This is a genomic window from Flavobacterium tistrianum (assembly GCF_003254545.1).
Taxonomy (GTDB): domain Bacteria; phylum Bacteroidota; class Bacteroidia; order Flavobacteriales; family Flavobacteriaceae; genus Flavobacterium; species Flavobacterium tistrianum.
In genome coordinates this window covers 123,697-136,791 of the sequence record NZ_QJRH01000071.1, presented here as the reverse complement: position 1 = coordinate 136,791, position 13,095 = coordinate 123,697, and the positions used below count along the sequence as shown (strand labels likewise).

Sequence of the window (13,095 nt, the reverse complement as noted above, 5' to 3'; positions counted from 1 at the left end):
GTTCTATTAGATATTAGTACCCAGGATTTTGTTTCAGCGTAGGGTTTGCCTGAATTGTTTTAGAAGGAATTGGCATTAAATCTCTGTATGAGTCTGTTGCAATACCGCCCATTGCGCCACCTTTCCATTGCCAAATTTTACTTCCTCCTGTAAATTTCCCAAAACGAATTAAATCTGTTCTTCTGTGACATTCCCAATATAACTCTCTTCCTCTTTCAGCTAGAATGAAATCAAGTGTCAAATCTGCAGCAGTAATAGTTGAAGCATTTGCTCTTGCTCTAATTTGATTTATGTAACCAACAGCTGTTCCTATATTGCCTGTTGAAGCCCCTCTTACAGTCGCTTCTGCATACATTAAATAAGCATCAGAAATTCTAAACACAGGAAAATCTGTATCTGGAATATCGGTTCTTTGAGCTGCCGTTCCATTTGATTTTACATTTGAAAACTTCGTTATTGCGTAACCATCTGTAAAAGTTCCTATATTGGTAATATCCAATGCTTGCCCAGGAGTATAAGCAGATAATCGTTTATCTCCCCAAACCTGTTGTTTTCCTAAAGATACAGGAGCATTAGTAAATGCTGTAGGAGCCGCAACTTCAACACCATTTAATGTAATTTTACCAGTTACAAAATTAAATACGTAAGTATTATTTGCATTGTATCCTGCTTGTGTTTCATTTCGGTCACTTGAATCAAATGCTTGACCATCTTTGTTAACCAAAATTCCAGTGTTATTTGCTAAATTTTTATTCTTTGTTTGATAATACTCAAATGAACTACTTGGATTACCAAAATTATCAACAAATTCTTTACGAGTTCTTGTACCGAACCAACCTCCATCCATTCCTCTAGAAGCCGCATCGATACTTCCTCCAATAGAAGCATGAATAATAAAACTCATTCCTCCACCTGTTGCTCTAATCGCGTTTCCGTCACTTACGATTGGGAAAATAAATTCGCTTTGAGCACCATTTGTATTGTTATCTGCAGAGAACAAATAAGAATAAGGAACATTTGCAAATGTATATCCTGAATTAATGATTTCAGTACACAAAGTTGCTACGTCATTATTTCTTTCAGTTCCTGTGTATACTTTAGAGTTTAAGTAGATTTGAGCTAATAAAAATTTAGCTGCTACTTTATCAACTCTACCATATTCATTTGTTCTAGCATTTACCAAACTGTTATCTAAATCTTTTAATTCAGACTCTACGAAAGCAAAAACTTCTGCTCTTGATTTTTGCACCGGATAAAAGAATCCAACAGGATCTGCCTCCGTAGTAATTGGCACATTACCAAACAAATCCATTAAGTTTACATAAGAATACGCTCTTAAGAAACGAGCCTCTGCTCTAAACGTTGCAATCTCAGCTTTTAAACTAGCATCAACACCTCTTGAGTTTAATTTGTCTTCTGTAGTTTGTCTTAAAAACTCATTTGCTAAACTGATATGGTAAGATGCTCTAGAATAAGTTCCATATAAAAACTCATTTACTGGAGACCATGTTTGTGTGTTTAATGTTGGCAAAGATCCATCAGCCCAAGCAATAACTGCTTCATCTGTAGGTAATTCTTGCGTTACAAAAAGCAAACGCAAGTAACTGCTGAAATCCCCACTAAGACCAGCAATATCAGCTTGTCCGTCACCATCATTTCCTCCTACATAAAGTCCAGCATATAATTTTGCTAAAACTTGCTTGTAAGATGCTGGATCCTCGAAAAAAGTTTCAGATAAAAATTCATCATCATCTTTTGGCGTCACGTTTAAATCGTCAGTACACGAAGTAAGCGTCATACTTATTCCTAATATAAATAGGAAGAAATAAGATATATGTTTAAATGATATTTTCATTTTGTATGTTTTAAATTTTTGTTTTTCAATGTACTATTAGAAACTTGCATTTACCCCAAACAAGAATGTTCTTGCTCTTGGATAAACATTACCATCAATTCCGTTGAATTTCTCCGGATCTAATCCATCATATTTTGTAAGTACAAAAACGTTTTGAACACCTGCAGAGAATCTTAATGAAGCCGCTTTTAATAAAGATTTATCTAAAGTATAGCCAAGAGTTACGTTATCCAATTTGATAAAAGAAGCATCTTTCACATAATAATTAGACAAATAACGTTGAGTTCCATTATCCTCATATTTAAATCCAGTATTTAAATAATCTGAACTTACATTTGATAAGTCTGTTTCTCTTCTTAAAGCAGCATCAGAATACCCCATGTTAGAATTTACGTTATCAAAAATGTAATTTCCTAAGCTCGCTCTCCAGTTCATTGTAAAATCAAACTTCTTGTAATTTAAAGTTGAGAACAATCCAAAAGTATAATCTGCAGTTGGTTTTTTGTATCTGTAACGGTCATTTCCATCGATTTTACCGTCTCCGTTTCTATCTACATAAGCACCAGCGATTGGTTTTTTGTTAGCATCATATAATTGCTCGTAAACAAAGAATGAATTTGGAGCAGATCCAACTGTGTTAATTAAAACTTTGTTTCCATTTCCACCTTTAATATTATCTCCTACTTCATAACCTTGGAAACCTTCAACAGTTTGACCTAAACTTTCAATTTTTTGATCTAAATAAGTAGCATTAACAGCAACATTCCAAGTTAAGTTGTCTTTTTTGATAATATCAGATTGAAGACTGAATTCAACTCCTTTAGTTCTTAAATCTCCAATATTATTAAATCCTTGATTTCTCAAGTTAGCTCCATCTGGAACCAATACATCAGCTAATAAGTCAGATGATTTCTTATCAAAATAGTTAAGAGTACCTGTAATTCTATCATTTAAGAATCCAAAATCAACCCCAATATTCATCTCTGCCAACTCTTCCCATTTGATATTTTGATTATATCCTTCTGGTCTCGCTGTTCTGTAAACAACACCATTAAATACATACTGTGTATTAACAGTACCTAAAGTAACTCTTCTTAAATAATCGTACTGAGCAGAAATATCTTGCTGACCTGTAGTTCCGTAACCAACTCTCAATTTTAAGCTAGAAAGCGTTTCATTATCTTTTAAGAAAGACTCTTCAGCAATATTCCATGCAAAAGCACCTCCCATAAAGTTACCCCATCTGTTTTCTTCAGAAAAACGAGAAGTTCCGTCTCTTCTGTAGTTTAAAGTCAATAAATATTTACTATCCCAACCTAAATTTACACGACCAAAATACGATTGCAAATTAATGTCTGGATCCGTAATAACATCCTCATTTCTTGTAGCTGCAGGCTGTGTAAGTGCTCCTGATTGATATTTTTCTTTTTGGAACAATTGGTAGTTATAACCAGCAGTAGCATCCAATTTAAGTTTTCCTATATTTTTGCTATAAACAAAATAGGTATTTAAATTTTTGTTTTGAAGGTCATCAGTATAAGTATCATAGTTACCTAAATTTACCCAATTTCCAGTACTGAAAGGGTTTGGCTGATATCCTAAAGCACTTTCTGTACTTTGTCTGTTGTATCCGCTACTATCAAATCTGTCAATACCAGCTTCAGCAACAACTCTTAAATCTTCGAAAAAGTGGAATTTATAGTCTACGCTAATGTTACCCCATTTTCTAGTAGATTTAGATCTTTTATCTTCTTGATTAATTCTTGCAACTGGATTTTTAGCAGGCAATAATGCTAAATTTCCGTTTGGCTCCAACCATTCAAAATATCCTCCGTAACGAGAATCTGCTTGGTAAGGAGATTGTGTTGGATCAAAACTGATTGCAGAACCAATAACTGCATCTTCATCTTGAAATTGATTTTTACTGAAAGATAAGTTTCCGCTAATATCAATTTTTAAGTGATTATCAAACAAAACTGGATTTAACGATATCGATGTCGTTGTTCTTTCAAAAGAAGTATTTCTTAAGATTCCTGGATTATCAACATTTCCAACAGATAAACGCACAGGCAATTTATCAAATAAAGCACCGCTTACAGAGATATTATTGTTTGTTGTTAAAGCAGTATGGAAAATTTCATCTTGCCAGTTTGTACTTGCATTACCCATTAATGCTTTTTGAGCATCGCTTCCTTTTTCGTTTACAAAAGAACGGAATTGATCAGCACTTAAAACATCTACTGTATTTGCAACTGTATTAATACCAACTTGAGAACTGAAATTAACTTTTACACCACCTTTAGTTCCTTTTTTAGTTGTAATTACAATTACACCATTTGCTGCACGAGAACCATAAATAGCCGCTGCAGATGCATCTTTAAGAACTGTAAAAGACTCAATATCATTAGGGTCAATAGTAGAAAGAATACTTGTAGCACCACTTGGAACCGCATTACTTAACGGAAGTCCATCTAAAATAATTAATGGATCGTTTGAAGCACTTAATGAAGATCCTCCACGAATTCTAATATCTGCTTTTGCTCCAGGCGCTCCGCCTCCAACAACATTAACACCAGCAATACGCCCACCAATTAAACTTTCTGGCGTTACGTTAATACCTTTGTTAAATTCTTTTGCTGAAATTTGAGAAACAGAACCCGTAGCATCTTTTTTCTTAACAGTTCCATAACCTACTTGTACAACAACTTCTTGTAATTGATTTGTATCTTCGCTTAAAGAAACGGCTAAGTTTTTTTGACCATTAAATACAATAGTCTCTGTTTTGTATCCGATAAATGAAACTAAAATTTTGTCTCCATTTTTCAGATTAGGCAATTGAAATTTACCATCAAAATCAGTAGAGGTACCTCCTGCAGCACCTTGAACATTTACATTTACTCCCGGTATTGGCTGACCTGTGGTATGATCAGTTACTGTTCCATTTAAAGTGTTCTGAGCCAACACTGTAAAAGGCAACAATAGGAATAAAAATAACAACTTTTTGTAAATTGTTTTCATACTTTTTGTTTAAATTAGTTTTGAGTTTTTGAATGTTAGTTAAGTTTTTAATTTTACTTCGAATTTCAAAATTATGAATTTATTAACATGCTCGACAGCAGGCACTTTTTATTACTTTACGAAAACGTGGTAGTGTTGAAAACTTTCTATTTTTTGTAATCTTTCAGTGTTAAAATTGCAAATACCAAAAATATTATACACCTTTATTATTAATTAGATTTTTTTCGATTAACTCCATGAAACGTAAAATAACCCTCAAACAGATTGCAAAAGAGCTCGACGTATCCATTTCAACTGTCTCAAAATCACTCAGAAACAGTCTCGAAATTGGAGAAGAAACACGACTAAAAGTTCAGGCTTTTGCAAAGTTTTACAACTATAAACCAAACAATATTGCCCTTAGTTTAAAAAACCGAAAAACGAAGAGCATCGGCATCATTATTCCCGAAATTGTACACTACTTTTTCTCTACTGTAATCAACGGAATTGAACAGGTTGCGAACGAATATGGCTACAGTGTTGTTATCTGTGTATCTGATGATTCTTTCGATAAAGAAGTTCTAAATATGGAGATGTTAGCCAATGGAAGTATCGACGGTTTTATCATGTCTCTTTCTAAAGAAACCCAATATAAAGGCGACTTTCACCATATTACAGAAGTTATCAATCAAGGAATGCCTGTGGTTATGTTTGACCGCGTTACCAATGATATTTTATGTGATAAAGTTATTATTGATGATAAATCTGCAGCATATGAAGCCGTTCAGAGTTTAATAGACAGCGGACGTAAAAAAATTGCATTAGTGACAACTGTGGATTATGTAAGCGTTGGAAAACTACGAACAGACGGTTACGAAAAAGCTTTGTTAGATAACGGATTACCTTTTAATGAAGATTTAATCATAAAAATTGAAGATGTAGATACTTGCGAAATAACCATTTCTGAGCTTCTGCACGCCAGAGCTTTCGACGCTGTTTTTGCTGTAAACGAACTTTTTGCGGTAACAATTATCAAAACTGCCAATAAAATGGGATTAAAAGTTCCAGAAGATCTAGCAGTAATAGCTTTTACTGACGGAATTATTTCGAAATATTCAACTCCGACTATTACAACCGTTAGCCAGAGCGGTGAAAAAATGGGAAATAAAGCGGCTAAAATGCTTATAGAAAGAATAGAAGCCGAAGAAGATGATGACGAAGAACATAACGAAAATTATATCACAGAAGTGATAGAAACTCATCTTATAAAACGAGAATCTACTGACTAATTTTCTAAAAATCAATACTTTCTAAAGCCATAAAAAATATTTATGGCTTTTTTATTAGCATATATAAAAAAATAATTTATAATTTTACGCCCGTCAAGGCTTTTAGTTTTACTTCGAAAGAAACAAAGTTTTGATAAGCAAAGCGCTTATCGTATAATTTTCAAATTACGATAATGGAAAAGCGTAAATTAAGTTTCTGGGAAATTTGGAACATGAGTTTCGGTTTCTTGGGAATCCAAATGGGGTTTGCACTTCAGAATGCAAATGCCAGCAGAATTCTTCAAATTTTTGGTGCCGACGTACATGAACTTTCGTGGTTCTGGATTATTGCTCCCCTTATGGGATTAATAGTTCAGCCTATCATTGGTCATTATAGCGACAAAACCTGGGGAAGATTCGGCAGACGAAAACCTTTCTTTTTAGTAGGAGCCGTTTTAGCTTCGGTTGGACTAATTCTAATGCCGCAAGCTAATATTTTCATTTCTGTTCTTCCTGCTTTATGGGTTGGAGCTGGAATGTTAATGATTATGGATGCCTCTTTCAACATTGCAATGGAACCTTTCAGAGCACTTGTTGGTGATAATTTAAGAACAGATCAGCGTACTGCAGGATTTAGTATTCAAACTTCTTTAATCGGTTTTGGAGCCGTAATTGGTTCTGCATTGCCATACATCCTAACAAAATATTTTGGTGTTCCAAATAGCACAGTTCCTGGAAGTGTGCCTTTAAACCTAACGTTATCTTTCATTATTGGAGCGGCGGTTTTAATTGGTTCAATCTTAGTAACTTTATTTACAACCAAAGAATATTCACCAGAAGAATTGGCAAAATTTGAAGACCCGCAAAATGATGCGATTTCAGATTCTGAGGAAAAATCAAAAATTACAGACATCTTTACCGATTTTGCAAAAATGCCTGTTACAATGCGTCAGTTAAGCTGGGTGCAGTTTTTCTCTTGGTTTGGATTATTCGGAATGTGGGTTTTTACCACTCCAGCAATTGCGCACCACATTTACGGTTTGCCATTAGAAGACACATCAAGCCAGCAATATCAAGACGCTGGTGACTGGGTCGGAATCCTGTTTGGTGTTTACAACTTAGTTTCTGCCATTGTCGCTTTGTTTTTCTTGCCCTATATCGCTAAAAAAATTGGAAGAAAAGCAACACATTCCCTTTCATTGGTCATTGGAGGAATTGGATTAATCTCCATTTATTTCATGCCAAATGAAGATTGGGTTGTCTTGCCAATGATCTTAATCGGAATTGCTTGGGCGAGTATCCTAGCAATGCCTTACGCTATTCTTGCGGGTTCTATTACACCTAAAAAAATGGGAGTTTATATGGGAATCTTCAACTTCTTTGTTGTTATCCCGCAAATTGTAAACGCTCTAATTGGTGGTCCAATTGTAAAATACCTTTACAACGGAGACGCAATTTATGCCTTAGTTACTAGCGGTGTTAGTTTCTTAATCGCCGCAGCTTTAGTATCTAAAGTAAAAGACGTAGACGACTTTACTCAAAAATCATAATAAAGAATTTTCCACACAATGAGCAAAAAAGCATTCATATTCGATCTTGACGGAGTGATCGTTGATACCGCTAAATACCACTTTTTGGCTTGGCAAAAAATTGCCAAATCGTTAAATATCAATTTTACGCACGAAGACAACGAACTTCTAAAAGGTGTTAGCCGTGTTCGTTCGCTAGACATTATACTTGGGTTAGGAAATGTTCAGGCTACTCAAGAACAAAAAGATCAATGGTTAATTCAAAAAAATGAAGATTACCTATCTTATTTAGTTGACATGGATGAAAGTGAGGTTCTTCCAGGGGTTTTAAAAGTCCTAAAACTATTAAAAGATAAAAATCAAGGAATTGCACTGGGTTCTGCCAGCAAAAATGCAAGACCAATTTTAGAAAAAACAGGCGTTCTGTCTTACTTCGATGTTATTGTTGACGGAAACGATGTCAGCAATGCAAAACCAGATCCTGAAGTATTCTTAAAAGCGGCTCAATTATTAAAGATTGATCCAAAAAATTCAATTGTATTTGAAGATTCTGTTGCCGGAATTCAGGCAGCAAACATAGCAGAAATGGTAAGTGTGGGAATTGGTGAGGAAACAATTTTACATGAAGCTGATCATATTTTTAAAGATTTTACCCAAATCGAAACAAGCTTTATCGAAGAGTTAATTGGATAATTAGAAAATGTGTCAATGAGATAATGTTGCTCATCGACAAATATTCTAATCAACAATTGTTCAAATGAATGTAAAAAGTTAATAAGAAACCAAGGCAATTATCTAATTACCAAATTGCCGAATTATCTAATTTAAAAGATGAACCAAGATTATATAAAACCAGACAATTGGTCTATTATTGAAGAAGGATTTGATGCAGAGAGAGTAAAATCTTCTGAAAGTCTTTTTAGTATCGGAAACGGCGCTATGGGACAGCGTGCGAATTTTGAAGAATCTTACTCCGCAGAAACTTTTCAAGGAAGTTATATTGCCGGAATTTATTATCCAGACAAAACAAAAGTGGGCTGGTGGAAAAACGGTTATCCGAAATATTTTGCCAAAGTACTTAATGCTCCAAACTGGATTGGAATTGATATTGAAATCAACGAAGAAAATCTTGATTTAAATACTTGCGTAGAAGTTAGAAATTTCCGCAGAGAATTGAATATGAAAGAAGGATGGTACAATCGTTCTTTTGAAGCTGTTCTTAAAAACGGAACTGAAATTTCGGTAAACGTTCGTCGTTTTCTGTCATTAGATTTAGACGAAGCTGGAGTTATCAAATACGATATTACACCTTTAAACAAAGATGCAAAAATCGTTTACAAACCATATATCGATGCTGGTGTAACGAATGAAGATGCCAACTGGGAAGAAAAATTCTGGGAACCTCTTGAAATTAAAAAAGGTACAAACGAAGCTTTTGTAACCGCTCAGACTTTCAAAACGCATTTCAAAGTTACGACTTTCATGCACAATACGATTTTGGCAAATGGTGAAGATGCTCATATTTCACCTTCAACAATCGATTCAACAACAGATAAAGTTCAGTATACTTACGGAACTATTATCGCAAAAGGACAAACCTCATCAATTCAAAAAATTGGCGGATATACGGTTTCTCTAAACCACGAAAATACTTTGGCTGGAGCCGAAAAAGTAATCAAATCTGCAGTTGCTTTAGGTTATGAAACCTTGCTTCAAAACCAAATTGAGGCATGGGCAAAAGTTTGGGAAATGTCAGATATTACAATTGAAGGCGATGTAAAAGCACAACAGGGAATTCGTTTCAACATCTTCCAATTGAACCAAACCTATTCAGGAAAAGATTCTCGTTTGAATATTGGTCCAAAAGGTTTCACAGGAGAAAAATACGGCGGATCTACTTATTGGGACACTGAAGCATATTGTATTCCGTTTTACATGGCTACAAAAGATCAGCAAGTTGCAAGAAACTTATTAACGTATCGTTACAATCAATTGGATAAAGCGATTGAAAATGCTAAAGACAATTTAGGTTTCAAAAACGGCGCTGCATTGTATCCGATGGTGACCATGAATGGTGAAGAATGCCACAACGAATGGGAAATCACACACGAAGAAATTCATAGAAACGGAGCGATTGCTTTTGCGATTTACAACTATAACCGTTACACGGGAGATTACTCTTATATTCCAGAAAAAGGTTTGGAAGTTTTAATCGGAATTGCACGTTTTTGGCATCAAAGAGCTTCTTTTTCTAAAGATAAAAATCAATATGTAATTTTAGGAGTTACGGGTCCAAACGAATACGAAAACAACATCAACAATAATTTCTACACCAATTATATTGCAAAATGGTGTATTGATTTTGCTGCTGAACAAATCGAAAAAGTGGCTTCAGAATATCCTGCAGACCACAAAAGAGTGATGGATAAAGTTAGCCTTTCGGCGAATGAAATTCAGGAATGGAAAAAAGTGGCAGACGATATGTACTTCCCTATTTCTGAAGAACTTGGAATCTACTTACAGCAAGACGGTTTCTTAGACAAAGATTTAGTTCCTGTAAAAGATTTAGATAAATCACAACGTCCGATTAACCAAAAATGGTCTTGGGATCGCGTGTTGCGTTCACCATACATCAAACAGGCTGACGTTTTACAAGGTTTCTATTTCTTCGAAGATCATTTTTCGAAAGAAGAATTAAAACGCAATTTTGAATTCTATGAATCATTTACGGTTCATGAAAGTTCGCTTTCGCCTTGCGTACACTCGATTCAGGCAGCAGCTTTAGATAAAATGGACATGGCATATACATTTTATTTAAGAACTTCTCGTTTGGATTTGGACGATTATAATAAAGAAGTGGAAGAAGGTTGTCATATCACGTCAATGGCCGGTACATGGATGAGTATCGTGGAAGGCTTTGGAGGAATGCGTGTTAAAAATGATCAGCTTCATTTTTCTCCAAAAATTCCAAAAGAATGGAAAGGTTATTCGTTTAAAATCAATTTCAGAAACCAAATTCTGAAAGTTACTGTAAATCACGACGAAACCACATTTACTGTAGATGGCGATCAAGATTTAACAATTATCGTTAACGGAAAACCTGTAATTGCAAGTAAATTTGTACAAATAAATTAAATTACAATACACCTAAAAATCTAAAAAAACATGAAAAACTTATTTTTCGCAAGTTTAATCTTGTTTGCTTTTAGCTCTATTGCAGAAGCACAACAATTAAAATCACCCGAAGGAAAGTTCGTAATGGAATTTTCTCTTCAAAACGACGGAACTCCAGTTTACAATTTAAAATACAAAAACAAAGAAGTTATTAAAACCAGTAAACTAGGTCTTGAACTTAAAGATGATAAAAAATCTTTATTGAACGACTTTACAATTGCTGACACGAAAACTTCAACTTTTGACGAAACTTGGAAACCAGTTTGGGGAGAAGTAGATCACATTAGAAATCATTATAATGAATTGGCGGTTACTTTAAACCAAAAAAGTACAGACAGACAAATCGTAATCCGTTTCCGTTTATTCGACGACGGTTTAGGATTCCGTTATGAATTTCCAGCACAAAAGAATCTTACTTATTTTGTAATTAAAGAAGAAAGATCTCAATTTGCTATGACGGGAGATCATACTGCTTTCTGGATTCCAGGAGATTATGACACTCAGGAATACGATTATACAAAATCGAAATTATCAGAAATTAGAGGTTTATCTCAAAAAGCATATACAGCAAACGTTTCTCAAAAATCTTTTTCTCCAACAGGAGTTCAAACTTCTTTGATGTTAAAAACGGCTGACGGAATCTACATCAATTTACACGAAGCGGCTTTGATTGACTATTCTTGTATGCACTTGAATTTAGATGATAAAAACTTAGTTTTCGAATCTTGGTTAACTCCAGATGCAAAAGGAGACAAAGGTCACATGCAAGCACCAAACCACTCTCCTTGGAGAACGATTATCGTAAGCGATGATGCTAGAGAAATCTTAGCTTCAAAAATGACTTACAACTTAAACGATCCATCAAAAATTGAAAATACTTCTTGGATTAAGCCTGTTAAATACGTTGGTGTTTGGTGGGAAATGATTACAGGAAAAAGTTCTTGGTCGTACACAAACGATTATCCAACAGTTCAATTGGGTGTTACTGATTTCGCTAAAGCAAAACCAAACGGAACTCACGGAGCAAATAATGCTAACGTAAAAAAATACATTGATTTTGCTGCCGCAAATGGTTTCGATGCTGTTTTGGTTGAAGGATGGAACGAAGGTTGGGAAGACTGGTTTGGTCACTCAAAAGATTATGTTTTTGATTTCTTGACTCCTTATCCAGATTTTGATGTAAAAGGTTTACACGAATATGCAAAATCTAAAGGTGTAAAAATCATCATGCACCACGAAACTTCAGGATCTGTTCGTAACTACGAACGTCACATGGATGCCGCGTACAAATTCATGAACGATAACGGATATGATGCTGTAAAAAGCGGGTATGTAGGTGATATTTTGCCAAGAGGCGAAAACCATTACAGCCAATGGATTGTAAACCACTATCAATATGCTATCGAAAAAGCGGCTGATTATAAAATTATGGTGAACGCTCACGAAGCAGTTCGCCCAACGGGAATTGCAAGAACGTATCCTAACTTAATTGGAAACGAAGCTGCAAGAGGAACAGAATACCAAGCTTTTGGTGGTTCTAAGCCAAATCACGTTACCGTATTGCCATTTACACGTTTAATTGGTGGTCCAATGGATTACACTCCGGGAATCTTCGAAATGGATATCAGCAAAATGAATCCTGATAACAAATCGCATGTAAATAGCACTATTTGTAACCAATTAGCTTTATACGTTACTATGTACAGTCCGTTACAAATGGCTGCAGATACTCCAGAAAACTATAACCGTTTTCCAGATGCTTTCCAATTTATTAAAGATGTGGCTGTAGATTGGTCAGAAAGTAAATATATTGAAGCTGAGCCTGGAGATTTTATCACAGTTGCACGTAAAGCTAAAGGAACAAATAACTGGTTTGTTGGAAACGTAAACGGAGAAACTCCACGTACCTCAAACATCGATTTCAGTTTTCTTGAAAAAGGTAAAAAATACACCGCAACAATTTATGCTGATGCAAAAGATGCGCATTACAAAACAAATCCGCAAGCTTACACAATCAAGAAAATTGCTGTAACAAATAAATCAAAATTATCTCAGTTTTCAGCTCCAGGAGGAGGATATGCAATAAGCATTATTGAAAACAAATAATTTTTTTCAAAGACAAGTAATTTCCCCCTAGATTACTTGTCTTTTTTTTAAATTGTAAAAAGCTTATCCTGACAGGTTTTAAAATCCTGTTAGGTATTATATCATATCAATCCTGCAAAGTTTCCAAGACCTTGTAAGTTTCCTAAATATTTATATTCAACATACC

The 13,095-nt window shown here is 34.7% G+C and carries 7 protein-coding genes; 5 read left to right on the top strand and 2 right to left on the bottom strand.

Going from position 1 to position 13,095, the window contains the following annotated elements; genetic code table 11:
- Positions 1-13: 13 nt before the first annotated feature.
- Positions 14-1,855 (bottom strand): RagB/SusD family nutrient uptake outer membrane protein, encoded by a 1,842-nt coding sequence (locus tag DMB71_RS15655; RefSeq protein ID WP_111367662.1) that lies wholly within the window; start codon positions 1,853-1,855, stop codon positions 14-16.
- A 36-nt stretch (positions 1,856-1,891) separates the two neighbouring features.
- Positions 1,892-4,873 carry a SusC/RagA family TonB-linked outer membrane protein gene (locus DMB71_RS15650; protein WP_111367660.1) on the bottom strand — a complete coding sequence of 994 codons (2,982 nt, stop codon included), beginning with the start codon at positions 4,871-4,873 and terminating at the stop codon, positions 1,892-1,894.
- A gap of 236 nt (positions 4,874-5,109) precedes the next feature.
- Between DMB71_RS15650 and DMB71_RS15645 the strand changes: the two genes are divergently transcribed.
- The 5 genes from DMB71_RS15645 to DMB71_RS15625 all read left to right on the top strand — a co-directional run bounded on the left by DMB71_RS15645 (position 5,110) and on the right by DMB71_RS15625 (position 12,929).
- Positions 5,110-6,141, top strand: coding sequence for a LacI family DNA-binding transcriptional regulator (locus tag DMB71_RS15645; RefSeq protein ID WP_111367658.1), 1,032 nt, complete (start codon positions 5,110-5,112; stop codon positions 6,139-6,141).
- A gap of 173 nt (positions 6,142-6,314) precedes the next feature.
- Entirely contained in the window at positions 6,315-7,670 is a 1,356-nt protein-coding gene (locus DMB71_RS15640) for an MFS transporter (protein WP_111367656.1), read from the top strand.
- Positions 7,671-7,688: 18 nt separating this feature from the next.
- A complete protein-coding gene (gene pgmB / locus DMB71_RS15635; RefSeq protein ID WP_111367654.1) occupies positions 7,689-8,342 on the top strand; it encodes a beta-phosphoglucomutase in 654 nt (217 codons plus the stop codon).
- A gap of 138 nt (positions 8,343-8,480) precedes the next feature.
- Positions 8,481-10,784 carry a glycoside hydrolase family 65 protein gene (locus DMB71_RS15630; protein ID WP_111367652.1) on the top strand — a complete coding sequence of 768 codons (2,304 nt, stop codon included), beginning with the start codon at positions 8,481-8,483 and terminating at the stop codon, positions 10,782-10,784.
- A gap of 30 nt (positions 10,785-10,814) precedes the next feature.
- A complete protein-coding gene (locus tag DMB71_RS15625) occupies positions 10,815-12,929 on the top strand; it encodes a glycoside hydrolase family 97 protein (protein WP_111367650.1) in 2,115 nt (704 codons plus the stop codon).
- Positions 12,930-13,095 lie beyond the last annotated feature (166 nt).